Genomic DNA, 26,013 nt, shown 5'->3' with positions numbered 1-26,013 from the left:
AATTCCGATTCTTTTGTTACAATTTTTTTCGTTGAATAAAAAAAGTTCGTTTGACATGAAAACATCTTTTGTGGTATAGTAGCTAAGGTAATTGAATACAAATTGAGGAAAGAAGAAGCACCCGCTTCTCACCTGATTGACGCATAAGCAGTTGGCAGGTTTTACGTGAACATTTTCTGTTTAATTTTGTCCGTAAAGTGTGGGTGTTTATCATCCACACTTTTTTATATGGTTAAAATGTCTGCTCACATCTTGTCTAGTTGTGCAGAAATGTTATGTATACTTGCGAACAGCTTTTAATCTGGTGCAACCAAATATTGTGTTCGCATTTTAAACCTTGGAGGTGTCTAACTATTAGCAAAGATATGTTGTTAAACGAGGGTATCCGCGCTCGAGAACTTCGTCTTATTGACCAAAATGGCGAGCAATTAGGAATTAAATCCAAAAATGAAGCATTGGAAATTGCTTCACGAGTAAATCTTGATGTTGTTCTAGTCGCACCAAATGCAAAACCGCCTGTAGCCCGGATAATGGATTATGGAAAGTTTAAGTTTGAGCAGCAGAAAAAAGAAAAAGAAGCTCGTAAAAACCAGAAGATTATTAGTATTAAAGAAGTTCGTCTTAGTCCAACAATTGATGAGCATGATTTTAATACAAAACTTCGCAATGCTCTTAAATTCCTTGAAAAAGGGGATAAAGTAAAAGCATCCATCCGATTCAAAGGACGTGCCATTACTCATAAAGAAATCGGTCAACGTGTTTTAGTTCGTTTTGCCGAGGCTTGTAATGAAGTAGCGACTGTAGAATCTTATCCAAAAATGGATGGTCGAAGCATGTTTATGGTGCTAGCACCAAAAAATGAAAAGTAAGAGGAGGATTTCCAAATGCCAAAAATGAAAACTCACCGCGGCGCTGCTAAGCGTTTCAAAAGAACAGGTTCTGGAAAACTTAAGCGTTCACACGCATATAGAAGTCATATGTTCGCAAATAAAACTCAAAAGCAAAAGCGTAAACTTCGCAAAGGAACTCTTGTTTCTTCAGGCGATTACAAACGTATCCGTTTCTTATTAGTAAATGTTAAGTAATATCCGATATTAGGAGGGAAATCATATGCCACGTGTAAAAGGCGGTACAGTTACTCGCAAACGTCGTAAAAAAGTTCTTAAATTAGCTAAAGGTTATTTCGGTTCAAAACATACATTATATAAAGTTGCTAACCAACAAGTAATGAAATCATTAATGTATGCTTACCGCGACCGTCGCCAGAAAAAACGCGACTTCCGCAAACTTTGGGTTACTCGTATTAACGCAGCAGCTCGTATGAACGGTCTTTCTTACAGCCGTTTAATGCACGGATTAAAGCTTGCTGGTATCGAAGTAAACCGCAAAATGCTTTCTGAATTAGCTATTGCTGACGAAAAAGCATTCGCAGAATTAGCATCAGTTGCAAAACAAAACTTAAGCAAGTAATAAGAAAAGCTGAAGCCATTCTCATTTTTGAGGATGGCTTTCTGTTATTTTGGCTCTGTTAAAGAAAAATATTGATTCTTGCATATGTTGATTGGAGCGGAAGGTGCGAGACTCCTGCGGGAGGAAGGGACAAGGGAAACCCCGCAGGTGCGATAGCGCCGAGGAGGCTCCCGGACCGCCCGCGGAAAGCGAGCAGCCTGGAGCGGAAATCAACAAACATGTTTAACAGCGCTTTTTTTTGAAATAATTGATTTGTTTTTTACTATTTAGTACTTTTAAATTAAATACTAGTAGATTATTAATATATCTTAACGAACAAATTAAAAATAAAGATCACGAAAGGATACAAATATGCTCACAGCGCTTATGACTTTGTTCATTGTGATGAACCTTGTAGGATTTTATATCATGAAAGTGGATAAGAAGAAAGCGGTTAAGCACCAATATCGTATAAGTGAAGGTACTCTTTGGCTTGTAGCAGTATTATTTGGTGCAGTTGGAATGACATTTGGGATGAAAGTGTTTAGGCACAAAACAAAACATCTTCAATTCAAAATCGGTCTTCCATTTCTTTCGCTACTTGAAGTTGGTCTTTTGCTTTATGCTATAAATCTTTTGTCATAACCTTTCACATATGCCAATAAGCTGTAAAAGACAACAAGGAAATTCAGCTAGAGAGGTGGGCCATGAAAGACGAATTATCATTATTGTTTGTGATGGTTGAAACAGCTGGAATTTTAGCCCCAATAGCCTTTATTTTCTTTCATATTTTAAGACAATTTATGTTTATTCCGGTTTCACTCGTTTGTTTTACAGGAGGAATTCTTTTTGGCAGTTTCTTTGGGAGTCTTTTTTCGATTATTGGATTAATGCTCAGCAGTATTCTTTTTTATTTTCTCATTAAAAGAATGCCCAAAACGCATATAAAGCTTTCGAATTTAAGAAAGCGTTTATTTGGAGAGTATCGGAACTTTAGTGTAGGGCAAGTGGCTGTACTTCGATTAATTCCCTTTATTCATTATCATTTATTGAATTTTTGTTTAATGGAGCGGAATGAAAATTTCCAACAATATGTTAAAAATTCATGGTTAACCAATTTACCATTGGCTATTTTTTATACAGTATTTGGGGAATATATTAGTAGATTCACACCATCTATGATAATCCTCATATTATTTTCATTTTCAATTCTTGCTTTCATACTAAGAGAAAAAGTAATTGTTATAAAATGGAGAGAATTCTTTAAGGAAGTATAAAAAATAGTCGCTCAACAGTTCGAATCTGTTGAGCGACATTTCATTTAAATAGGGGGAGAGCAAGCCTTTATTTTTTGAAGTCCCCTTCACTAAACGGAGTTTCTGGTTTATTGCTTTTTTCCATAAACTCCTTAATTGGACTTTTCCAATCAATTTTTGCATTTGGATAGCTTTCTTGTATTTTTCTTTCGATAAACTGTAAATCTTCTCGTACCATTCCCTTTAATGAAGCAATGTCGTGAGGCCAAACAAAGATGGAGATAACCTCAAAGGCATTTTGGGTTGTTCCTAAATATTTTTCCCCTTCGAATAAAACCCCTTTATAGGTGATCATAAAATTTTTGCGGACATTATTTTGGTCATCTAAAAAAAAGTATCGCTTCTGCTCATGGGCAAGCTCAAGCTTGCGCTTTGGATTCAATAAGTATTTAATAACACTGTATATGAGAAAGATAATGAGTGCAAATAGCAGAAAGCGTATTAACCACATCATAAAAAAGCCCTCCAATGTATTTTCCTTAACATACGGATGAAAAATAAAAAAGTTTCAACTTTTTTTCATTTTGATATAATTTTTTTATAACTTTTTTTAAAAAACGGTAGGGAATATGTGAGGAGAATGAAAATGAATGTTCAAAAATTATTTGCCATGCAAAAAGGTTTGGATGAGCATATTGAAACAAAACATAGATTACTGGAGGAAGACTTATTCGAACGTAAAGTGCTGGCACTGCTTGTTGAATTGGGGGAATTAGCAAATGAAACGAGATGCTTCAAATTTTGGAGTTTAAAGCCATCTTCACCACAGCAAGTAGTACTAGAAGAATATGTAGATGGTATTCATTTTATTTTATCTCTAGGGATTGAGTGTGGATTTGAACAGGAATTAAATGAATCCATAGTTGTAAAAAATAAAGAATCTCTTAATGAGCAGTTTTTAGTCGTTTTTGAACTGATTAGAAAATTCAGAGCTAGCAAATCTATAGCTGATTACAACCAGTTATTTCAGGCGTATATCCATCTAGGAAAGCTATTAGGCTTCAATGAAAGGGAAACGGAAAAGGCATATGTGGATAAAAATGAAGTTAATTATGAGAGACAAAAGCAAGGTTATTAATTAAAGTGGTTATCACACGGTTGAAGGTCGAAGCTTTTGGTCGTGTGATAACAAACTTTGTGAAATTCTATTTGTACCTGCCATTTTTCAATGAAAAACTTGATAAAACATTTGTGTGATTAATAAGAAAATAACTGAAATGAGTAATATTCTAGCTGTTTTTATCGGAATTTTCGGTAAAACAATCATCCCAATCTGGGCTCCAATAATGGAACCAGCTGCCATTGAGATAGCGATAGGCCATTGAAAAAAGCCAGTTTGATAAAATACAGTAAAAGCACCTAAACAGCTTCCAAAAATTAATACCCGTGTTAATTGCACTGCCTTTACATAAGCAAACTGCTGTTTCATATAATAGACAATGCTAAATGTTGAAGAAGCTGGACCGAACCCACCATCGTAAACGGCAATACAAAATGGAATAATATGTCGGCTAATTTTATGCTGAGAACTAGCCTCACTTATTTGAATAGCTTGAAACAAGCTATTATTTTTTAACGTAATAATTAATGAAAATAACAGCAAAATAATTGCTGCCACAGTCATGGCTTTTTCAGAAACATGAGCTGTTATAAGTGCTCCAACGATTCCTCCGCTTACGGCTATGGATAAATGAAGGATGATCGTCCTTAATTTCAACTGTTTATGGTACACGAGATAGAAGATACTTGATAGTGTGGCTACCCCAGTAGCAAATTTATTTGTGGCAATACTTGTTTGAATGGGAATCCCAGCCAGCATCATGGCTGGCAATGTTATAAGGCCGCCTCCCCCAGCTAAAGTGCCAATAAAAGAAGAAACGACCCCGATTGAAGCAATTAGTATAAAATTTTTGTTGATATGAATAGTTGTAGTGAAGACCTCCCACATCCATAGCGATAAAATAATCAGGACAAATAATAAAATGTATTTACGCTTATTCAAGTAAAAAACCCCTTTAAGTAACATGAGAATGGCTATCTCTTATTACTTAAAGAATATATAATGTTTATTAATAAAACTAATATATGTTTTTTTATTATCTATAAAAAAAATTTATGGATGGGATCTCATATGAATTTACATGCTTTACGTATTTTTTCGAAAGTTGCTTCAATGAAAAGTGTAACAAAGGCATCAGAGGCACTGGCGATAAGTCAGCCCGCTGTAACGATTCAATTAAGGAATCTAGAAAAAGAAATAGGATTAAAGCTCGTAGAAACGAAAGGAAGAGGGATAAGGCTTACAGTGGAGGGGGAATATTTATATGGTCGAGCTGTACGCTTTTTTGATATGGAAAAGGATATTGAAAATAAATTGCTGCAATTAAAAAATGGAGAACTAGATGAATTGAAAATTGCCTCTACAAATGTTCCAGCTAATTTTTTATTACCTAATTGGTTAGCAAAGTTTAAGAATGAATATCCGTCGATAAACGTAAATCTTCATATTGGAAATTCTGATCAAGTATTGGAAAAACTGCTTCATTTCGAGGCAGATATCGCTTTTGTCGTAAAAGAAGATTTGTCTGAACCGGATATTGAATCTCACCATTTAATGAATATTGACTATTGGTTTATCGTACCGCATGGCCATAAGTTTGATGGGAAGGAGGTTACATTAAAGGAATTATTTGCGGAGCCATTTTTATTAAGAGAAGAAGGTAGCTCCACTAGAGAATTATTACTAGCCTTATGTAAAATTCATCAGACGCCACAACCGAAAGTGGGATTGCAATTTCATGGACTAAATGAATCACTTCGGTCAGTAATTGCTGGCTATGGAATAATGCTAGCTCCATCCATAGCAGTCAAAAAGGATATAGAACGAAAGAAAATAGGCAGAGTAAAGGTAAATGGAGTAGAAATAAGCAGACCAGTTCATATTTGTACCCGAAAATGGGATAAAGAACTTTCAACTAATTATCATAAATTCATCACAATCATTAATAAGTTAAAGGATTAAGATTTATAGAAGAAAACTACAATTTGAGTTTCACTTTATAATGTGCAAAGTCTTTTGTATAATAATGATGAATACATATTAAGGGAGTCGAAATAATGCCGAAATTAGATGAGACATTAACGATGCTGAAGGATTTAACAGATGCGAAAGGAATTCCGGGCAATGAACGTGAAGTTCGAGAAGTAATGAAAAAATATATTGCTCCATATACTGATGAAGTGACGACAGACGGTTTAGGCAGCTTAATTGCTAAAAAGGTTGGCAAGGAAGATGGACCGAAAATCATGGTTGCTGGTCACTTAGATGAAGTCGGCTTCATGATTACGAGTATGGATGAAAAAGGCTTCCTTCGCTTTCAAACTGTAGGTGGCTGGTGGTCACAAGTTATGTTAGCGCAACGTGTAACGATTGTGACGAGCAAAGGAGATGTAACGGGCATCATCGGCTCTAAGCCTCCTCATATTCTTCCTGCTGAAGCACGCAAAAAGCCGGTAGAGATTAAAGATATGTTTATTGATATTGGTGCTTCAAGTCGAGAAGAAGCGAAGGAATGGGGCGTGAAACCAGGTGATATGGTCGTTCCATATTTCGAATTCACTGTCATGAACAATGAAAAAATGCTTCTTGCAAAAGCTTGGGACAACCGCATTGGCTGTGCGATTGCTATTGATGTGTTAAAAGAATTAAAAAATACGGATCATCCTAACATCGTTTATGGAGTTGGTACAGTACAGGAGGAAGTAGGTCTTCGCGGGGCGAAAACATCAGCACAAAAAATCGAGCCAGATATCGCTTTCGGTGTTGACGTAGGGATTGCGGGTGATACTCCTGGAATAACGGAAAAAGAAGCCCTTAGTAAAATGGGGAAAGGACCACAAATCATTCTTTATGATGCTTCCATGGTTTCTCATAAAGGTTTGCGCGACCTTGTAACAGATACAGCAGATGAATTAAAGATTCCATACCAATTCGATGCCGTTCCAGGTGGTGGAACTGATTCAGGCTCGATTCATTTAACTCACAATGGAGTTCCTGCTCTGTCTATTACGATTGCAACTCGTTACATCCATTCTCATGCAGCAATGCTTCATCGCGATGATTATGAAAATGCTGTAAAGCTAATTACTGAAGTGATTAAACGTTTAGATAGAGAAACAATTGACCGAATTACATTTGAATAATGATATTTGAGAAAAGCGAGCTTATTCCATAAAAGGAATGAGCTCTTTTTTTTATAAGAACTGCATAGAATTCAATAAATAAATTGAAAAGTTTGTTTCCTAAGCTTACAATAGTAGACAGGTGAAAAGATAGGTGTAAAGTATTGATCATTCTAGTATTCTATCAAGTTAGTATCGTGAACGACAAATGGAAAAATTTATTTGAAATGGAAGGTGTCACATGAGTCAAAAAAGTATTTGGTCTTTTCGTTTTTCTACAGCTGCTTTAGTGCTTATACCAGCTGCGATAGGGATTAACTATTTGGGAAAGCTTTTTGCAGGATTACTGAAGTTACCTCTATGGATAGATTCCATAGGAACAGTATTAGCGAGCATGCTGGCAGGTCCAATAATTGGAGCAATTTCAGGAATTATTAATAATGTTATTTACGGATTTACGATGGACCCTATTTCATTTGTTTATGCCATTACGAGCGGTGTCATAGGTCTTGTTGTCGGGGTTATGGCATATAAGGGCTGGATTGCGAATGTAAAGAAGGCATTTGTGATTGGGCTTGTTGTCGGTTTAGTAGCTGCTACAGTCTCAACTCCATTAAATATTATATTTTGGGGAGGACAGACAGGAAATGTGTGGGGGGATGCTTTATATGCTACGCTAATTGCAAACCAATTCCCACAATGGCTAGCATCTTTTTGTGACAGTATTGTTGTAGATGTTCCAGATAAAATTGCAACTGTTATGATTAGCTTTTTCCTATACAGAGGACTTCCTAATAATCTAACGAATATGTATAATAGCGAAAATAAAATTGAAAGATTATAAGTAATAATTAGGAGCTAAGAAAATAAGGAAGCGTCTGGAACAGAAATCAACGGACAAGTTAATAAGAACATAAAAAAAAGAGAGTGGCCCTAAAAGTTATACTTTTGGGACACCCTCATTTTTATTTTCCCATTCAATAAATGATGTCAGAGGGAGATTGAATATGAAGTCAATGACCTTATATGTGGAAAAAAATTCAGTTATTCATAAAATTGATCCACTTTCTAAACTATTGTTTATTTTTATTTCAATAACCATCACATATATATTTCCTAACTATGAAGTCGTGACAGCAGTATCCTTATTGAGTATTTTAATACTCATGATCGGTAAGGTTTTTCGCGAAATTATACCGATTATCGGAATAAGTTTTTTATTAATTATTTCTATTATTATTGTTCAAGGACTATTTCATCCAGAAAGCAAAACCCCATTATTTGAAATTGGAATGATAGTCTTTTATCAAGAAGGTTTAGCATATGCATTCATTTTAGCTATGAGAGTGATTAATATGATTTCTGTGTTTGGCGTATTAATTTTGACAACAAAACCAGATGAGTTAATCGAGTCTTTAATAAAAAAAGGAATGTCTCCAAAAATAGGCTATGTTTTCTTATCTGTACTTCAAATCATTCCTCAAATGAAAGCGACAATGGGGAAAATTGCCGATGCTCAGCGGTCGCGAGGAATGGAAACGGAAGGGAGCTTATGGATTCGAATGAAAGCATTTATCCCTCTAATTGGTCCAGTTGTACTAAACTCTTTGAATGACACGAGAGAACGAGCCATTGCACTTGAAGTTAGAGGCTTTAATGCTAGAAAAAAGAAAACATTTTTAAATGAGGATAAAAAATACCCATCCCCACAGTTAATAAAACTATTCTTAAGTAGTCTGTTTATTGCCGCAATCGTTTGGAGGATATGGCTATGAGTAAAATAAAGGTAGAAGGATTGAAATATAAATATCCAAACGCTGATAAATTAGCATTGGACGAACTTTCATTTGAAATTAATCAAGGTGAATTTATTGGGATTGTAGGAAAAAATACAGCAGGGAAATCAACATTATGTTTCGCATTAACAGGTTTAGTTCCTCATTTTTTTAAAGGAGCATATGGAGGATATGTATTTATTGATGATTTAGAAATTATGGAGAAGGAAATAAGCGAGATTACGATGAAAGTTGGACTTGTTTTTGAAAACCCTTTCTCACAAATGACAGGTTCAAAATATACCGTATTTGAAGAAATCGCCTTTGGTCTTGAAAATATGGGAGTTGAACGCAGAGAGATGCTTGCTCGAATTGAAGAAAGTCTTCGGCTATTACAAATTGAACATATTAAAGATATGAATCCGTTTAATTTGTCTGGGGGGCAAATGCAGCGTGTAGCGATTGCTAGTGTGATTGCGATGCGACCAGATGTGCTGATTCTTGATGAGCCAACGTCTCAGCTTGATCCAGAAGGGTCTGAGGAAGTGTTTAAGGTGGTTGAGAATCTAGCAAAGGAAGGCATAACGATCATTATGGTGGAGCATAAAGTTGAGAAGCTAGCTCAATATGCAGATAAAATTATGCTTCTACATAGTGGTAAATTAGTTGATTTTGACACTCCTCAAAAAGTATTCTCTCGCGAGGATCTATTACAATACGGGGTTGCTCCACCAGCATTTACAAAGATATGTAAAGCATTACAGATGAAAGATGAGAAGACAGGTTTATATCCTGTAACACTTAGTGAAGTCCAAAGATTGGGCAATTTAAATAGAATCATTCGTAAATGGTAAAGGAGTGGTTTCAAATGACTCATCTTAAAGTTGAACATCTGAACTTTTCATATCAAGAGGATATAACGATCTTGCACGATATTAATCTAGAATTTACGAAGCAATCAACAGCAATCATCGGACAAAATGGTGCTGGAAAAACAACATTTGTAAAATTATTAAAAGGTTTATTAAAGCCGAGTTCAGGGAGAATTTTTATTCATAATATGCTTACACGGGAAATGACACCGGCAAAATTAGCAAAGTATATCGGTCTAATTTTTCAAAATCCGAATGAGCAAATTTTTAAAAATAAAGTAATCGATGAAGTGATGTTTGGTCCTCTTAATATTGGGCAAACAGAACAAGAGGCAAGGCTAAATGCGTTGCAGGCATTAGAGACTGTCCGACTAACACATACAGTTGAACGAAACCCTTATGATTTAAGTCTTTCTCAGCGGAAGATGATTACCGTTGCTTCTGTATTAGCGATGAAGACGGATATTATTATTTTTGATGAACCGACGATGGGACAGGATTATGAAGGCAGGGAAATTTTAAAAACGATTATCCGCGATCTAAGACGCGAAGAAAAACTAGTTATATGTATATTACATGATATGGATTTTGTGGCAGACGTGTTTGAGAGAACCATCATTTTTAATCAAGGAAAAGTATTAATGGATGGGCCGACGAGAGAGGTTTTTTCAAATCAAGAGATCGTAAAAGCTGCGAAATTGGAACAACCCCACATTACACAGCTTGGCAGACAGCTTGGATTTTCAGAAACCATCTTAACTGAAGAAGAGCTCATTGCTCGGGTTAAGGAATAGGCGCCTGTCGAGCATCTCTCAATTGGATGATTTTACTCATAATAATGAAAGAGGGCGGTTATAGCCGCCCTCTTTCATTATTTTAATCCGCTTTCCAATGTTTGAAGCATTTCCTGTTTTTCTTGCTCAGAGGAATGATTCCAGATGACTTCAAATAAAACGCCAAGTCCAGGCAGCATTTTCTCCTCTCCATTTTGGATTGCGTCGACGATCGTATCTTTCAGCTCATCTTGGGTATTTCCAGAAACATTGTGTATCACTGCATTGCGAAGGTTTAAATCCATGCTCAGCACTCCTTAAGTATTATTCTTCTAATAATATGTTTTCTAATTTTGGATTTATTATGTATTTTATTTACGTTATAATTAGGAAATTGATATAAGAATAAGAAAGAAAAATAAAAGAGGAGTGAGAGTGTGAAGTATATTCACTCTGCCAATAATCAACAAGTAAAGCAATGGAAAAAGCTTTTGACCAAAAAAGAACGAGATAAGACAGGGACATATTTAGTTGAAGGCTTTCATCTAGTCGAAGAAGCATTAGTAAGTGAGCATATTTTAGAAATCATTGTTAGTGAAAAAACAGGACTTCCCCCTTCATGGAATTATGGTGATATTCCTGTAACATTAGTAACCCATGAGATTATCAAAAGTTTGTCAGATACGGAAACACCGCAAGGAATCATGGCAGTCTGTTCTCAAAAACATGTTGCTTTAGAAAAAGTAGGTGGAACAAAGTACTTACTTATTGATGCCGTGCAAGATCCAGGCAATTTAGGAACGATGATTAGAACTGCAGAAGCAGCGGGTGTTGATACGGTTATTGTAGGAGAAGGAAGTGTCGATGTATATAATCCGAAAGTTCTTCGCTCGGCTCAAGGGAGCCATTTTCATCTTTCAATCGTAAGAGGAAAATTAATTGATTGGATTGGTAAGCTTAAACAAGCAAATATCCCTATCTACGGTACTGCTTTGGAAAATGCGAAGGAATATGGAGAAATTGAAACAACTGGCAAATTTGCTTTAATTGTTGGCAATGAAGGAAGCGGTGTTCAAAAATCTATTTTAGAGGAAACGACCGAAAATTTATACATTCCAATTTATGGGAGAAGCGAATCATTGAATGTTGGCATTGCAACCGGAATCTTGCTTTATTACTTAAGAAATGAAAATGGGCGCTCCATTTGAGAAAACGATTTGAAACTATGTAAAGAATATACTATAATTAACATCAAAATTATATGAAATAAAACAATGACGGAGAAAAGTAATTTGTGAGAACTTTCCAGGGAGAAATTGCCTTAGATTGAGAGCATTTTCAAGGGATTACAAACGAAAATTTCACCTCCTGAGTTGTCGTCGGGACCAATGAAATGAGAAGTTTGGTGTATCTGCTTAGTAGAGGATATGTTAACTTCGATGTTCTTTGAACAAAATTTTATTCATTTCATTGTAAAGATGGACCGGCTTATTGCCGTTATCCGAATGAAGCGAATACATAGAGCTTATTTTGGCTTTTTGTGTTAAAAAGGGTGGTACCGCGAATCCAAAACCTCGTCCCTTTATTGGGATTGAGGTTTTTTATTTTGGAAAAAAACAGTATTTAAAGGAGGAATTTATAAGATGCAAGAGCGTTTAAAGGAATTACAAACAGAAGCATTAGAAAAAATTAGTCAATCGTCTAATTTAAAAGAACTTAACGATATCCGCGTCTCCTACTTAGGAAAAAAAGGACCTATTACAGAAGTATTAAAAGGAATGGGAAAATTATCAGCGGATGAGCGTCCGATAATGGGTGCACTAGCTAACGAAGTAAGAGATGCCATTGCAGTACGTATTGAGGAGAAACAGCACCAGTTAGAAGAAGCGCTTGTTCAAGAAAAACTAGCATCTGAGAAAATTGATGTTACTTTACCTGGTCGTCCGGTTAAAATGGGCAACCATCATCCATTAACTAGTATTGTTGAAGAAATTGAAGATTTGTTTATTGGGATGGGTTACACTGTTGCGGAAGGACCAGAAGTAGAGAAGGACTATTACAATTTTGAAGCATTAAACTTACCGAAAGATCACCCAGCACGTGATATGCAAGATTCTTTCTATATAACAGAGGAAATTTTACTTCGCACACAAACATCACCAGTACAAGCGCGTACGATGGAAAAGCATAAGGGAAAGGGTCCAGTAAAAATCATTTGCCCTGGGAAAGTTTTCCGTCGTGACAATGATGATGCAACTCATTCACATCAATTTATGCAAATTGAAGGTCTTGTAGTTGATGAAAATATTCGTATGAGTGATCTAAAAGGTACGTTGGAAGTTTTTGCGAAAAAACTTTTTGGTGAAGACCGTGAAATCCGTTTACGCCCAAGTTTTTTCCCTTTCACTGAACCTTCTGTAGAAGTCGATGTTTCTTGTTTTAAATGTGGAGGCAAGGGTTGTAATATATGTAAAAAAACAGGCTGGATTGAAATTTTAGGTGCAGGAATGGTTCATCCAAATGTGCTTGAGATGTCAGGCTTTGATTCAAAAAAATATACTGGTTTTGCGTTCGGAATGGGAGTTGAACGGATTGCAATGTTAAAATACGGCATTGATGACATCCGCCACTTCTATACAAATGATGTCCGCTTCTTAAAACAATTTTCAATTCAATAGAAAAGCTGAAATAGGAGGATAAAATATGTTTGTTTCATATAAATGGCTGCAGGATTATGTTGATTTATCAGGCATTGAGCCTGCTGATCTTGCTGAAAGAATTACGAAGAGTGGGATAGAAGTAGAGGGTGTTGAAGTATTAAATGAAGGGATTCAAGGTGTTGTTGTTGGGCATGTATTAGAAAGAGAACAGCACCCAAATGCTGATAAATTAAATAAATGCTTAGTCGATATTGGCGAAGCTGAACCTGTACAAATTATTTGCGGCGCTGCTAATGTTGATAAAGGACAAAAAGTTGCTGTAGCGACTGTCGGTGCAGTTCTACCAGGGAATTTCAAAATCAAAAAGGCAAAGCTACGCGGTGAAGAATCGAATGGGATGATTTGTTCTTTGCAAGAGCTTGGCATTGAAAGCAAGCTGATTGCAAAGGAATTCTCAGAAGGCATTTATGTTTTCCACAATGAGGCGGAAGTAGGAACAGATGCGATTGCTCTTCTACATCGAGATGATATTGTTTTAGAGCTAGGTTTAACACCTAATCGTTCGGATTGCCTTAGTATGCTTGGTGTCGCATATGAAGTTGCCGCCGTTTTAGAGAGAGAGGTATTGCTTCCGGAAACGGGACATATAGAATCGGGTGAAAAGGCTTCTGACTATATTCGAGTCGATGTCGAAGCAAAAGAAGATAACCCGCTCTATGTTGCGAAAGTCATTAAAAACGTCGAAATTAAGCCTTCTCCATTATGGATGCAAGGAAGATTAATGGCTGCAGGGATTCGCCCACATAATAATGTAGTCGATATTACAAATTATGTATTGCTTGAATATGGCCAGCCTCTCCATGCTTTTGATTATGATCGTTTAGGATCAAAGCAAATTCTTGTTCGCCGTGCGAAAGAAAGAGAAGTTATTCAAACACTTGATGAAGCTAAACGTGAATTAACGTCAGAACATTTACTTATTACAAATGGTGAAGAGCCAGTTGCACTAGCTGGAGTGATGGGAGGGCTAAATTCAGAAGTTCAGTCAGATACAAAGACAGTCCTGCTTGAATCTGCTTATTTTAAAGGGGCAACTGTAAGAAAAGCCTCAAAAGAGCACGGTTTGCGAAGTGAAGCAAGTGCTCGCTTTGAAAAAGGAGTCGATCCGAATAGAGTCCGGGCTGCTGCAGAACGAGCAGCATATTTACTTGCTAAATATGCGGGTGGAGAAGTACTTGAAGGCACCGTTGAAGCCAATACTCTTCAAGTTGAGCAAGCAGTTGTATCTGTAACATTGAATAAGATAAACCAAGTTCTTGGAACAAACTTAATCATGAAGGAAGTTGAACAAATTTTTGATCGACTTCAGTTCGATACAAATGTTGAGGGCGATACGATTATCGTGACGGTTCCTACACGACGTGGCGATATTACCATTCCAGAGGATTTGATCGAAGAAGTTGCAAGACTTTATGGATATGATAATTTAGGATCAACACTTCCAATTGGCTCAGCTACGCCAGGACATCTTACAACATATCAAAGCAAGCGTAGAATTGTGCGAAAGGTACTTGAAGGAGCGGGCTTATACCAAGCCATTACGTATTCACTAACGAGTGGTGAAAAGGCAACACAATTTGCTTTGGAAGAACGTGAGCCAATTCGCTTAGCGATGCCGATGAGTGAAGACCATAGTACACTTAGATTAAGCCTCGTTCCCCAATTGCTAAGTGTCTTAAAATATAATGCAGCACGACAGCACGATAGTTTAGCGATCTATGAGATTGGAGACGTGTTCCTTGCGAATGATTCTGATAAGTTACCAGAAGAAAGGGAACATCTCGCTGGCGCCGTCACTGGTTTATGGCAAAGTCATTTATGGCAAGGGGAGAAGAAGCCAGTTGATTTCTTTGTTGTAAAAGGAATTCTTGATGCCATTTTTGCAAGTCTCGGACTTTCAGATGCAGTAGAGTATCGTCAGGCAGAAAAAGACGGTCTACACCCAGGAAGGACAGCGGAAATTTATTTATCTGATAAATCGATTGGTTTTGTCGGTCAAACACATCCATCAGTTGAAAAGGAATATGATTTAAAAGAAACATATGTATTTGAACTATCCTTGAAGGCAGTATTAGATTTTGAAGTAGAACCACTGCATTATCGTACGATCCCACGCTATCCATCGATTACGAGAGATATTGCGCTTGTAGTTGATACAGAAAAGGCGGCAGGAGAACTTGAAATGATTATTAAAGGTGCAGGTGGAACTTTATTGAAAGAGGTTCATGTATTTGACCTTTACGAAGGAGAGCGTATGGAGGCAGGGAAAAAATCAATTGCATTCTCGCTTAAATATTTCGATCCAGAACGCACTTTAACAGACGAAGAAGTTGTAAAAGCTCATGATAAAGTATTGCTTGCAGTGAAGGAAAAAGCTGGGGCTGTATTAAGAGGGTAAACAAAAAGACTGTCTCAAAGTCATTTTTGACTAAGAGACAGTCTTTTTGGCGAACACCAAGTTATTCTAATTAAATTCCTTTTTTCTCTTCAATTTTATTTTTTACTTCTGCTTCGTCTACGTCATCCATTATTCCTTTAGTTGAATTTTTGAATTCCTTTAAAGATTGTCCCATCGCCCGACCAATTTCAGGTAGTTTTTTCGGGCCAAAAATAATCAATGCAAGAACTAGAATTAAGATTAAACCAGGGATTCCTATATTTGATAGCATGAAGTTCAATTCCTCCTTAAGATAAAAATTGACCGAATTCTTCTCGCTTTTTACACATTACACATTTCTCATTCAGTTATACAATATCCACATTCTTTGCATTTTTCATTAGAAATATACGGTTTTTCATCAACAAAGGTAATCGCCTCATATGTACAGACATCCAAACATTTCATATAAGAGGAGTGGGGGCTCTGGTGGTGAGTACATAAATCCAATACTGTAAAATCATAATCTAAACTTTCCATCCATGCATTTAGTAATCCCATCAAAGCCACTCCTTTTATAAAATAATAATTGTCTTTTGTCTAGCAAATGTCTAATTCATTATGAACCTAGAACATAGAACACATATCTGCTTAAACCTTCGGCAAAGCCAATTATGATTAAGGCGACAAACGCAATAGCAATTGGTGCTCTCTTCGTAGGGGATAGGGCGAGATAACCTAATAATGCTAATCCAATTACTTCGATTACCCACCTAATAGCAATCATCCCTTGATAGGCATCTAGAGAAGTAGTAGCAGCAGTAGCCGCCATCATATTAACGTCTGTCATATCAGCAGGGAACAAAGCAACACCTACAAGCTGAATGGCAATTCCGAATAAAGCAGTGTAAAATGATAGTTTCAAAAGATTTTTAGCTGTCTCATCCATATTTTTCGCACGTAGTGCTGGGATTGTAAAGCTAGCAATAAGTACTGCTCCTAAAATAAAGGCCGTTCCATAAAAAGATGTAAATGTGTTGATTGAATTCCAGCCGCTTATTAAAGAGTTAGCGTAAATTGCTGCCATACAATAAATATCGATAAACCCGATAATGGCTGTAATGAGTATAAACAGATGATTTATTTTTTTCTGGACAATTGCAAGTCCAGCTGTTATACAAGCAGCACCAATAAAGGCACTTGTTACGACAATTTCACGGCTCATCCAAGAAGAACCGATATTTCTTATTGCGTTAAATGCATTACTTGGTGCACCTAAATGTGCAAAAGAAGCTCCAAGACCGACTATGGATAGTGCAGCAATAATGATAAGAGGTAATTTTAAAACGGAAAATGTAGTCTCTTCACCATTTTTGCTCATATTACGTTGAAACAACCATAGCATGAACATTCCGCCAATCGCGGTTTGTACACATATTGAAAAAATTAATAATGCCCACTCATCCATGGGATTTCCCTCCTTAATTAAAAGCTAAAGCTAGATATTGTTTTGTAGTGGGGGAGGATCCCCCACATAGGAATTTCATTACATTTGAATGACAATGTTTGGCTTTGTAATGGAAGCGCTTGGCATTCCTTTTACTTCATTTACAGATCCATACTTAGCTCGGAGTTCATCGATAGGACCAAATTCAATGGCTCTCATAATACAAGAGCTTACACAGACTGGATCTTCTCCATTTGCTCGTAAATCAAGGCAAGTATCGCATTTCGTCATCTTGCCAATCTCTTCACTAAATTGTGGTGCACCGTAAGGGCAGTTCCATTCGCAATAGCGGCATCCAACACATTTATTATGGTCAATAACAACAACACCATCTTCTGATCGTTTATGAATGGCGGTTGTCGGACAATTTTTCACACATTTCGGGTCTTCACAATGGTTACAAGAGATTGATAGATGGTAAATAGATGGTTTAGGAAAACTTCCTTCTTCAAAATCATAGACCCTTCGAAAATTCCTTCCTACTTCTAAATCATTTTTATCTTTGCAAGCAATGGTACATGTTTTACAGCCAACACATTTGGCAACATCTATATAAAAACCCATTTGGACCATAATCTACGCCCTCCTTTATTTAAATTTAATAATTCGTTGTTCCCAATTTACATCTTCTTCAAGTGGCTCTCCGTCCCATTTCTCTACATTACATCGTGCAGTATTATAGCCAGAGGTACCGAGACCAGTTGGGACATAACCAACAAGCATATTATCAGCTCCTGCTTTGTCGACCCCAGTCTTTTCATCAATATCCACCCATGAACCGTGAGGAAGGCCAATTGTTCCAGGCATAATCGTTTCAACAATTTTCGCAGGACGTAATGTTTTTCCATGTTCATTAGACATTAAAACAGTGTCCCCATCTTTAATATTAAGTTTCTTAGCATCTTTGCCACTAATAAATACAGGGTTAGGCCATGCTTCACGCAATTGTGGCACATTATCAAACGTACTGTGTGAACGTCTTAAATAATGTGGATTAAAGACTTGGAATGGATATTTTCCTTTTTTCTTAGTGTTCCAGTCTTCGAAAGTAGATTCATAGCCCTCTGCCTTTGGAATATATTTCGGAATAGGCGGTATTTCGGTAAAGGCTGTTTTGGAAGCCTCATTTAGTGCCTTACAATAAATTTCGAATTTGCCACTTTCACTTGAAACAGGGTTTGCCACTGGATCATCAATAAAGTCTTTATAAGCGATAAAGCTGAAATTATCGCCTTTCTTTCTCGGTACTTGATAAATGCCTTTGTCAACAAATTCTTTAAGTGGAATTCGTCCTTGCTGCGGAGTTCCTTCTACACCCCATTCTTTAATATCAGCTGCTGTAATTGTACATAAAGGCTCATAGTCAACACCGTTATCCATCACGACTGTGCTGCCAGCTAATTGATTAAAATATTGTTGTTTTTCGGAGATTGGGAAAACCTTCGCTGGGTCCTCTCCAAGCTTTTTCAAAAGTTCCTTCGCAATTTGCTGATCTGATTTAGATTCATAGAGTGGTTCAACAATTTTTGACCAGTTAATTAATATTTCTCTGTTTCCACCTTTTACTGCTCCTTCTGTTTCCCATTGAGTGGCAACAGGAAGGACGATATCGGAGTATTTCGCATTTGTTGTTAATGCGTAAGCATTTGTAACGACAAATTCTACTTTACGGTGGGCTTCAATTCCTCTTGGAATACTACTTCTTGTTTGAAGGTGAGCATTATAGTTATGGTAAATGAATTGAATATTTACCTTTCTTTCTCCTTCACCTTTTTGCAGGAATTTTCCGTTTAAAATGGCATCCCATACTTCATTTTCATTAATCATATTTGTCACCGGATTATCTATTGATGGGAGTCCACCACCGCCGCCTTTTAACAGCATTGGTCCCATGTTACCTGCATATTCCCAGCAACTAACACCTGTCATATTTCCCGAGCTACCCATATGGCCTGTCATCATTCCGAGTGTGGAAAACGCTTGTACCCAGCCTTCACCATGATTAATTCGTGCAGGCGCCCAACCAGTTAATAATGCAACTCTATCTGTTCCCCCAATTTCCCTAGCAAGGGAGCGGATTCTGCTTGGCTCAACTCCGCAAATTTCTGCCGCCCATTCTGGTGTTTTCGGCTGTCCATCATATGTACCTAATAAGTAATCCTTAAAGTTATCCTTTGGATCTGCACCTTCAGGCATATGATCTTTATCAAAGCCAATTGTATATTTATTTAAGAAATCCCATTTTACTAATGGGTTTGTCATTGGGTCGTCTTCATCTAGTAGTGTATACATGATTCCTAAAGCGAGCGCATCGTCAGTACCAGGTCGAATCGGCACCCAATCAGCCCCAAATACGTTTGCAGAATCTGTATAAAGAGGGTCGATTGTAATAAAACGCGCTCCAGCTTTTTTCGCTTGTAAATAGTTGTAAGTGACACTACCCATTGTGCTCCAAGCAGGATTCGCTCCCCAGAGAACGATTAATTGTGAGTTTCTTAAATCAAGACGGTCATTAATACCGTTGACATATAAGCCCTCACCAACGCCAAGCATGTCATATGTGTAAAGCCATGCACCCCAAGAAATCGTTCCAGTACTTGCAGTGTAACCGCCTTGTGTTGCCATGACCTTGCCAATGTCAGCACCACCAGATACATAGATGGATTCATTTCCGTATTTGTTCTTAATTCTCTTTGTTTCTGAGGCAATATGCTCGAGTGCCTCATCCCATGAAATTCGAACCCATTCATCTTTCCCGCGTAGCTCTTTGTTTCCTCCACCTGGCTCCCAATGCTTTCGTTTCATTGGATATTTCAAACGGTCCGCATTAAAAACTTGATGACGTTGGGAACGTCCTCGTAAGCAACCACGCTGCTGAGGAAAGTCTGGGCTGTCTTCATGTGTGTCATCTGTTTTTTGGCGAATAACAACACCATCTTTGACAAGCACTTTATTTAGACAACGGCTTCCACAGTTATGCCAGCATGCAGCTGTTTTCCATATACCTTCATCACCTGCAGCTTCTGTTCCAATATTGGTTTCGGCTTTAGCAATTAGTCCGCGTCCAACTGGTATCGCAGTTGTCGCTGCAATGGCAGATGTCCATCCAATAAATGATCTACGTGACATTTTAAAGTCATTTATTTTCTTAACTAAATCAAACATTCTTCTTGCCCCCTCATAGAGAATTCTATATTCATTAGTTCTTTAAGAACCATTGAATCAATAAGTAAATAGTGATGAAGCAGCTTTGCTAAGCCTTGATAGAATTGTGTATTTGCTTCACTCACAACGGCTTTGCTGAAATCTTGTGAAAACTTGAGCAAATGCTCTTTTAAAAATACTTGTTGTTCTTTAATTAAGTACTTTAAGTGTGACACACTCATTTGTGAGTCCGATTCTATTTCTTGGATACAAAGTTCATTAAGATTGAAGATAAAATCGAGCTCTAAACCGATATGATCATCTGCTTCAATATTAAAATCAGTAACGACCATTCCGTATTTTTCGTAATATTTTCGTACATTCATCGTTGTCCCTTGAAATAGAAGCTTGTCTTTTCTAACATAAGATGATTCCCATGGTGGTGCCGGTAATGTAAAAGGACCAATAAACATTCTTGTATAATCCCAATGTAATTCATCAAAATGACGCTCAATATGAATCACATCATGTGCAGCCAAGTAATCTTTAATATCGTTAATTCCTTCTTGCAACTCAGGAGAGTCTTCCCTAAAAGGGAAAAAGTCGATCATATTTTTCTGAACGAATTGCGTAATATATTCCTTTCTCGGCTCTTCAACAAAAAATCTTCGCAAAATATCGTAAGCATATTGTCTTGCATAAAATACGTTACTTACATTTGATAAAGTCATTCTTTCTTTCCCTCCTCATGTCTAGCTTTGGCTCCTAGCGACTAGTGGACTTCCGACGCATAGGACATGCTAGTCACGCATAGCCTGATTGTGTTTTCTAAGGGCTGAAGCCCAAAGAAAACACTTATGCAGACGTTGCCACAGGACGTGGCGCACTTAGTCTGCCCTCCCCCTCCTTACGATAAGTCAACATCGAATCGCTATCGCTTTTCGTGTTTCCTATATCTCATACAGGGTAAGTCCAGTCCATACGTCGCTGAACAGTCGCCTCAGCTTTTCTTAGCTAACATCCTCAAGCTGAAATAATGCAGGTGTAGTCCAATCAACACTTACTTCCTTAATTAATTTTTCCTTGTTTTCAAATTCGACAATACATGAAACAATCGCAACTTCGACTTTAACATCATGCAAATATTGAATGGCTTCTACAGAAAATTGGATGTAATCATATTGTTGATTCACTTTGTAAGGAATTTGATTTTTTTCGAGAATGCTAACAGCCTTTCTTCTGTCCTTGCCAAAAACCTTTGCTGTCTTAAAGAAATAATCTTGATTTGAAAAGGTATATTGTGGATCTAGCTTTTGATCATAGTTTTGTTGATAGACTTGACCAGTGAATTTATTTTCTAACGAGCAATAATGAACACCCATTTTCAAATTTTGTTCCTTAGCGAAATTTAATAACTCAAGGCAATGCTCTTCACTTTTTGCTATAGCTAATCCACCAGCATACCAATAGTTGTAATACATTTCATATGGAGGATTTTTTAATTCAAACCCACGATCAATAAACGGTTTAGGGTTTTTTAGTGGAAAACAAAATTCCAATAAATTTATCCCAAAAATATCAATTTCATCGAGCTCTAGAAGGAGCTTTTTCATGTCTTCTAATGTTCCAGGGATGACAGGCATTTCTACTAAAACATTTGGAATATAGTCTTTCGCCAATTTTATTTTCCCTAGAATATGTTTAATTTTCTGAGGTGAATCCTCCATTTTAATACTAAATCGGATCTCCTTTAAGGAAGCTGCCATTAACTGCCGAAGGATGTCTTCTGTTAAAAGGTCGCCAGCTGTATACATGCGAGTGTATGATTCGGGTGTTTTTTCTTTAGCAAATCGAAAGAATTGAATTGCTTCTTCAGGAAACAGAAGGGGTTCACCTCCAGTTAAGGCAATATGTTTAAGTTGGTAGCCATTTTCAATTAATGATGCTAATTCTTCCGTAGCCTTTCTCTGATTATTTAAATAGTGCGTATAGCTATCTTCATTTTCATTAAAGCAAAAATAACAATTTCGATGGCATTTCATAGAAAGAAAGGTTGTGTAGCTTTCTGAACCTGTTTGACATGCTTCACAAGCACTTGAAATACTATTTATATAGATGCTTTTATTGTTATTACGAAAATGGGCACCATTCTCATTTAATATTGCTCGTAATTTCGTTTTTTCATTGTTGATTTGTGCTTGTTCTAGAGGCAGCCCAAATGCTTTAATATTGATTCGTGTGTCACTCTCAATATTTGTAAATAGCTGAGCATATCGTAAAAGTGATTGATTTCTAATGATGTAGAGGCTGTCCTTTGTAATTTTCTTTAACATTTCCTCACTTCCTTTATAAAAATCTGCGATACTGGACTCTAAAGAGATGAAAAAAATGATTTTTTATTTGCTTTATAATAAAGTTTGTGAAATGATTCACGTATTGTATCTATCTTTATTATAGAAAAACCAATTTAGAGAAGATATATAACGGATGCACAAAATTGAACATCAATTTTTGTACGGTGTAACAACGAGTTATTACGGACTTGTGACATCCATTGAACCTAGTAAACGCATATTATAGTATGGAAGAGAGTAGTTTTTACATGTGGAGAAAGGATTTGAGGCTAGTGAAAAGGAATTTTTTCGTCCCAGATTATTTGCAGCATTTGCTAACCGGGCTGGAAAATGGTTTGCAGGGTATTTGTGATCAGCTATCGAATCTATTAGCTTTTCCCATTATTGTGATTGATCCATTGTATAATCAGTTAGCTTCCACCCCACTCGAAAATAGTATGGTGGTTGAATATATAGATCATGTAGGAAGTGAATTAGTAGTCGATCAATCGAATATATACAAATGTCAATTAGCATGTAACCAAAACCCGCTATCAGGCATTTGTTCAGCCATCATTTCAGATGGAAGATTAAGAGGTTATATCATTATTGCCTGCGGAGAAATTTCAGATGAAAAGTTGGGACAATTGAATTCAATTATTACTTATGCTACTACATTATGTTCGTTCGAGTTTCAAAAAAAAATCCTAATTAAGCAGGAAAGACAGCATTTAAAAGAAGCATTTATATATGATTTGCTTTATGGAAATATTAAGCAAAAAGAAGAGATCATTTCTTATGGACAAGTTTGGGGATGGGATTTTAATCATCCACATACTGTGATTGTTTTTTCTTTGAAGGATTTTGAATATTATTCTGAAGACCAGCATTTATTAGAACTTTTATTCTATACAATTGAGAAATCACTAGTTGAAAAGAATTTGAAGCCAATTGCAATGAAAAAACGTGGTGAGATCATTGTCATTTACCCATTGCAAGAAAGTGTAAGAATCAAGAAACGCGAAGAAGTGAATTCGTTTGTATCACACATCATCAATCAGGTTGAAAAAACGAATTTATCTGTAAGGATTGTTACCGGAGTGGGGAGGGAATGTACAAATCCAGAAATGCTTTTTCGAAGCTATCAAGAATCAAAGGTTGCTTTTGAGCTCGGTCTATTATTAAATATTTCAACTCCGTATTTTAATGATTTGGGGATTGAACGAATTTTGTATAAACATGATCTTCAAGATTTAAAAGAATATTATTTTCATATATTAGGGGAAATTGAAGAGTTTGATCGCGTTCATGGTGGGGAGCTTATGAACACGCTGGAAGCCTTTTCAGTTAATCAATATGATCTTTCAAAAACAGCTGATGCGATGTTTTTACATCGGAATACATTGCGGTATCGTTTTAAGAAAATCGAAGAAATTTTGGATAAAAAGCTCGATGATATGAATGTGAAATTAGATATTGCGGCTGCATTAAAAATAAAACAGTTAAGGAAATTTTAGTCATTATTGTGTGATAATACAAAATGTAGGTGTTGGAAATGGAAATTTATCGTAATGCTTGTCCTAGAAATTGTTTCGCCTCATGTAGTATGCTGTCATACGTGGATAAAGGTAAGATCATTAAAGTTTCTGGCGATCCGAAGCACGGATTTAATCAGGGGCGTTTATGTGCAAAAGGCTATGCATTTACCCAATATGTGTATAATCCATATCGCTTAAAGCATCCTATCAAACAATCTCCTAGAGGATCTGGTAATTGGAAAAGGATTACATGGGATGAGGCATATTCAATTATTATTGATAAAATCTTGGAATTGAATGAAAGATATGGATCTAATCTTGCCTGTGGCTATAATAAATTTTCTGGAAATCTCGGACTCCTTCATTATGCGGTCGAGGGAATGTTTAATAGTTTTGGTCCTCATACAAGACCGGTGGGAAATCCTTGTTTAATGTCTGGAAAGCTCGCAATAAAAAGCTCGTTTGGACAAGCTGTTAGTTTGATGCCTGAAAAAATGGCTGACGCTAAATTAATTGTTATCTGGGGAGCAAATCCCGCCGTAACAAATGTCCATCAAATGAAGTTTATTTTTCAAGCGAGGAAAAGAGGAGCAAAAGTTGTAGTTATCGATCCTATTTTTACTCAAACAGCAGCGAAAGCAGATTATTATATTCAAATGAATCCTGGTACAGATGGATTGCTTGCACTTGCTGTAGCAAAGATTCTTATTGATTCATCTTTATATGATCATGAATTTATCGAAAATCATACGACAAACTGGCATGAATTCTATCAATATGTAAAAACCCAAGTTGTTTTGGAAGATGTTTGCCATGAAATAGGGGTTTCCCTTGATGTCATAAATGAGCTTGCACATTTATATTCCAACACGAAACCTTGTGCAACATGGATTGGTTTTGGAATTCAACGAAATAAAAATGGTGGAAAAAATATTAGTGCCATCAATTCACTAGCAGCATTGGCAGGAACACTTCAAAACGGAAACGGCGGAGTGTATTATGCGCATAATGGTCTAGAAGATTTTCCTATAAATTTATTGAATCACCAAGGTCCTTCTCACCCTAATATACATTCTATAAGAGAAATTGATATAAATAAATTTGCTGAAAATGCCATTAATCTTTCTAAACCTCCACTTAAGTTGTTATGGATTGCTTCAAGAAATCCATTATCACAAGACCATGACATGAAGGCATGGGAATTACTATTGCAAAAGCTTGAGTTAATCGTAACGGTCGATCTGTTTATGACGAAAACAGCGGAGTTATCAGATATTGTTTTGCCAGCAACGACTCAATTTGAAGAAACAGATATAAATATTAGCTACTGGCATCACTGGCTGTCATTAAACGAAAAAGCGATTTCTCCCTATTATGAGGCGAAAAGTGATTTGCAAATTGCTAGGGAGTTAACGAAAAAGCTAAATGAACGTTCGCCTGATTTTTCGAATTTCCCATATGAATTAGAACCAATTGATTGGATTGAAAAAGAACTAACTCCATCTGTTAAAGAACTTTATTCTATAGAGGGTTATAGGCAGCTCCGTGATGGACCTCATTTGCGGAATAAAGAAAAGGATGAGTGCGATATCGAATCAGTGAAATTCAAGCATGCTTTTCCTAAAAATATGTCATTAAGTTTTGATCATGCTAATCATGAGATAGAAGAAGAAAGTGCCTATCCTTTTAAGCTAATAACCCCCCAGTCTTTACTAAGAATTCATTCACAATATGAGGCTGTATCTTGGCTTTCCTCAGATAAGGATGAGGTAATCGTAGAGATGTCAGAATATGCAGCTTCAAAGTATGCAATTTCTGAAGGGGAAAGAGTACAAATTTATAATCAAAATGGTGAGATAGCTGCTAAAGCGAAAATAAATTTCCATCTCCCGAAAAAGGTCATTATAGTTAATCAAGTTGGTAAAAATCCAATTAATCAAGTAATCGTTCATAATGAGAAAACAATGAAAGGAAAATCAAGTACAAATTTTTATGATAGTAGTGTGAATATCCGGAAATGGGGGTGA

27 protein-coding genes and 1 other annotated feature are annotated in these 26,013 nt (G+C 36.5%); of the genes, 17 read left to right on the top strand and 10 right to left on the bottom strand.

Translation table 11 applies throughout. The annotated features are described in order from the left end of the window. The first annotated feature begins 103 nt into the window (after positions 1 to 103). Positions 104 to 232: a sequence feature (ribosomal protein L20 leader region), on the top strand. A 133-nt stretch (positions 233 to 365) separates the two neighbouring features. The 5 genes from infC (at position 366) to KDN24_RS18905 (ending at position 2,726) form a co-directional block, all read left to right on the top strand. Continuing rightward, complete coding sequence (gene infC, locus KDN24_RS18925; protein WP_409972854.1) at positions 366 to 869, top strand: translation initiation factor IF-3; 504 nt, start codon at positions 366 to 368, stop codon at positions 867 to 869. Between the two features lie 15 nt (positions 870 to 884). After that, positions 885 to 1,085 carry a 50S ribosomal protein L35 gene (gene rpmI, locus KDN24_RS18920; RefSeq protein ID WP_409972853.1) on the top strand — a complete coding sequence of 67 codons (201 nt, stop codon included), beginning with the start codon at positions 885 to 887 and terminating at the stop codon, positions 1,083 to 1,085. 25 nt (positions 1,086 to 1,110) lie between these two features. Beyond that, positions 1,111 to 1,470, top strand: coding sequence for a 50S ribosomal protein L20 (rplT, locus tag KDN24_RS18915; protein WP_057771931.1), 360 nt, complete (start codon positions 1,111 to 1,113; stop codon positions 1,468 to 1,470). Positions 1,471 to 1,878: 408 nt separating this feature from the next. Continuing rightward, the gene (locus KDN24_RS18910; RefSeq protein ID WP_491348112.1) at positions 1,879 to 2,094 is read left to right on the top strand and encodes a DUF1294 domain-containing protein; all 216 of its coding nucleotides are present in this window, start codon (positions 1,879 to 1,881) and stop codon (positions 2,092 to 2,094) included. A 62-nt stretch (positions 2,095 to 2,156) separates the two neighbouring features. Next, complete coding sequence (locus KDN24_RS18905) at positions 2,157 to 2,726, top strand: TVP38/TMEM64 family protein (RefSeq protein ID WP_409972851.1); 570 nt, start codon at positions 2,157 to 2,159, stop codon at positions 2,724 to 2,726. 67 nt (positions 2,727 to 2,793) lie between these two features. Here KDN24_RS18905 and KDN24_RS18900 read toward each other — a convergent pair whose 3' ends face one another. After that, positions 2,794 to 3,219: a sigma-w pathway protein ysdB gene (locus KDN24_RS18900; RefSeq protein ID WP_409972850.1), complete on the bottom strand. Its 426-nt coding sequence runs from the start codon at positions 3,217 to 3,219 to the stop codon at positions 2,794 to 2,796. Between the two features lie 132 nt (positions 3,220 to 3,351). Here KDN24_RS18900 and KDN24_RS18895 point away from each other — a divergent pair, with 132 nt between their 5' ends. Then, a complete protein-coding gene (locus KDN24_RS18895; RefSeq protein WP_409972849.1) occupies positions 3,352 to 3,843 on the top strand; it encodes a dUTP diphosphatase in 492 nt (163 codons plus the stop codon). A gap of 87 nt (positions 3,844 to 3,930) precedes the next feature. Here the strand turns inward: KDN24_RS18895 and KDN24_RS18890 are convergent, their stop codons facing one another. Then, positions 3,931 to 4,767, bottom strand: a complete 837-nt coding sequence (locus KDN24_RS18890) for a sulfite exporter TauE/SafE family protein (protein ID WP_409972848.1) — start codon at positions 4,765 to 4,767, stop codon at positions 3,931 to 3,933. A 129-nt stretch (positions 4,768 to 4,896) separates the two neighbouring features. On the opposite strand from KDN24_RS18890, the gene KDN24_RS18885 reads away from it, so the two are divergent. The 6 genes from KDN24_RS18885 to KDN24_RS18860 all read left to right on the top strand — a co-directional run bounded on the left by KDN24_RS18885 (position 4,897) and on the right by KDN24_RS18860 (position 10,388). Further along, positions 4,897 to 5,787, top strand: a complete 891-nt coding sequence (locus KDN24_RS18885; protein ID WP_409972847.1) for a LysR family transcriptional regulator — start codon at positions 4,897 to 4,899, stop codon at positions 5,785 to 5,787. Positions 5,788 to 5,882: 95 nt separating this feature from the next. Then, positions 5,883 to 6,968: a M42 family metallopeptidase gene (locus tag KDN24_RS18880; RefSeq protein WP_409972846.1), complete on the top strand. Its 1,086-nt coding sequence runs from the start codon at positions 5,883 to 5,885 to the stop codon at positions 6,966 to 6,968. A gap of 220 nt (positions 6,969 to 7,188) precedes the next feature. Beyond that, positions 7,189 to 7,791: an ECF transporter S component gene (locus tag KDN24_RS18875; RefSeq protein ID WP_409972845.1), complete on the top strand. Its 603-nt coding sequence runs from the start codon at positions 7,189 to 7,191 to the stop codon at positions 7,789 to 7,791. Positions 7,792 to 7,954: 163 nt separating this feature from the next. After that, positions 7,955 to 8,722, top strand: a complete 768-nt coding sequence (locus KDN24_RS18870) for an energy-coupling factor transporter transmembrane component T family protein (RefSeq protein ID WP_409972844.1) — start codon at positions 7,955 to 7,957, stop codon at positions 8,720 to 8,722. Beyond that, the gene (locus tag KDN24_RS18865; protein WP_409972843.1) at positions 8,719 to 9,576 is read left to right on the top strand and encodes an energy-coupling factor ABC transporter ATP-binding protein; all 858 of its coding nucleotides are present in this window, start codon (positions 8,719 to 8,721) and stop codon (positions 9,574 to 9,576) included. Before KDN24_RS18870 ends, KDN24_RS18865 begins: the two co-directional genes overlap by 4 nt. Before the next feature lie 14 nt (positions 9,577 to 9,590). Further along, positions 9,591 to 10,388 carry an energy-coupling factor ABC transporter ATP-binding protein gene (locus KDN24_RS18860; RefSeq protein WP_409972842.1) on the top strand — a complete coding sequence of 266 codons (798 nt, stop codon included), beginning with the start codon at positions 9,591 to 9,593 and terminating at the stop codon, positions 10,386 to 10,388. A 77-nt stretch (positions 10,389 to 10,465) separates the two neighbouring features. Here the strand turns inward: KDN24_RS18860 and sspI are convergent, their stop codons facing one another. After that, positions 10,466 to 10,672, bottom strand: a complete 207-nt coding sequence (gene sspI, locus KDN24_RS18855; protein ID WP_409972841.1) for a small acid-soluble spore protein SspI — start codon at positions 10,670 to 10,672, stop codon at positions 10,466 to 10,468. Positions 10,673 to 10,804: 132 nt separating this feature from the next. Between sspI and KDN24_RS18850 the strand changes: the two genes are divergently transcribed. The 3 genes from KDN24_RS18850 to pheT all read left to right on the top strand — a co-directional run bounded on the left by KDN24_RS18850 (position 10,805) and on the right by pheT (position 15,485). After that, positions 10,805 to 11,575 (top strand): TrmH family RNA methyltransferase, encoded by a 771-nt coding sequence (locus KDN24_RS18850; RefSeq protein WP_409972840.1) that lies wholly within the window; start codon positions 10,805 to 10,807, stop codon positions 11,573 to 11,575. A gap of 435 nt (positions 11,576 to 12,010) precedes the next feature. Next, entirely contained in the window at positions 12,011 to 13,045 is a 1,035-nt protein-coding gene (pheS, locus tag KDN24_RS18845) for a phenylalanine--tRNA ligase subunit alpha (RefSeq protein ID WP_409972839.1), read from the top strand. Positions 13,046 to 13,070: 25 nt separating this feature from the next. Further along, the gene (pheT, locus tag KDN24_RS18840; protein WP_409972838.1) at positions 13,071 to 15,485 is read left to right on the top strand and encodes a phenylalanine--tRNA ligase subunit beta; all 2,415 of its coding nucleotides are present in this window, start codon (positions 13,071 to 13,073) and stop codon (positions 15,483 to 15,485) included. Between the two features lie 70 nt (positions 15,486 to 15,555). Here pheT and tatA read toward each other — a convergent pair whose 3' ends face one another. The 7 genes from tatA to KDN24_RS18805 all read right to left on the bottom strand — a co-directional run bounded on the left by tatA (position 15,556) and on the right by KDN24_RS18805 (position 22,448). Then, the gene (gene tatA / locus KDN24_RS18835) at positions 15,556 to 15,756 is read right to left on the bottom strand and encodes a twin-arginine translocase TatA/TatE family subunit (RefSeq protein ID WP_409972837.1); all 201 of its coding nucleotides are present in this window, start codon (positions 15,754 to 15,756) and stop codon (positions 15,556 to 15,558) included. Between the two features lie 68 nt (positions 15,757 to 15,824). Beyond that, positions 15,825 to 16,025 carry a hypothetical protein gene (locus tag KDN24_RS18830; protein WP_409972836.1) on the bottom strand — a complete coding sequence of 67 codons (201 nt, stop codon included), beginning with the start codon at positions 16,023 to 16,025 and terminating at the stop codon, positions 15,825 to 15,827. 58 nt (positions 16,026 to 16,083) lie between these two features. Next, positions 16,084 to 16,932 (bottom strand): dimethyl sulfoxide reductase anchor subunit family protein, encoded by an 849-nt coding sequence (locus KDN24_RS18825; protein ID WP_409972835.1) that lies wholly within the window; start codon positions 16,930 to 16,932, stop codon positions 16,084 to 16,086. A 78-nt stretch (positions 16,933 to 17,010) separates the two neighbouring features. After that, positions 17,011 to 17,544 (bottom strand): DMSO/selenate family reductase complex B subunit, encoded by a 534-nt coding sequence (locus KDN24_RS18820; protein WP_409972834.1) that lies wholly within the window; start codon positions 17,542 to 17,544, stop codon positions 17,011 to 17,013. Between the two features lie 15 nt (positions 17,545 to 17,559). Next, positions 17,560 to 20,136 (bottom strand): molybdopterin-dependent oxidoreductase, encoded by a 2,577-nt coding sequence (locus KDN24_RS18815; RefSeq protein ID WP_409972833.1) that lies wholly within the window; start codon positions 20,134 to 20,136, stop codon positions 17,560 to 17,562. After that, positions 20,124 to 20,846, bottom strand: a complete 723-nt coding sequence (locus KDN24_RS18810; RefSeq protein ID WP_491348111.1) for a TorD/DmsD family molecular chaperone — start codon at positions 20,844 to 20,846, stop codon at positions 20,124 to 20,126. The genes KDN24_RS18815 and KDN24_RS18810 overlap by 13 nt, the downstream gene beginning before the upstream one ends. Before the next feature lie 279 nt (positions 20,847 to 21,125). Beyond that, entirely contained in the window at positions 21,126 to 22,448 is a 1,323-nt protein-coding gene (locus KDN24_RS18805) for a radical SAM protein (RefSeq protein ID WP_409972831.1), read from the bottom strand. Positions 22,449 to 22,741: 293 nt separating this feature from the next. On the opposite strand from KDN24_RS18805, the gene KDN24_RS18800 reads away from it, so the two are divergent. Beyond that, complete coding sequence (locus KDN24_RS18800; protein WP_409972830.1) at positions 22,742 to 23,965, top strand: PucR family transcriptional regulator; 1,224 nt, start codon at positions 22,742 to 22,744, stop codon at positions 23,963 to 23,965. A gap of 38 nt (positions 23,966 to 24,003) precedes the next feature. Next, positions 24,004 to 26,013 (top strand): molybdopterin-dependent oxidoreductase, encoded by a 2,010-nt coding sequence (locus KDN24_RS18795; protein WP_409972829.1) that lies wholly within the window; start codon positions 24,004 to 24,006, stop codon positions 26,011 to 26,013.

It is taken from the genome of Cytobacillus sp. Bva_UNVM-123, assembly GCF_046351715.2.
Taxonomy (GTDB): domain Bacteria; phylum Bacillota; class Bacilli; order Bacillales; family Cytobacillaceae; genus Cytobacillus.
Note: the sequence above shows the minus strand (reverse complement) of the source record. Positions and strands in the feature narration are given on the sequence as shown.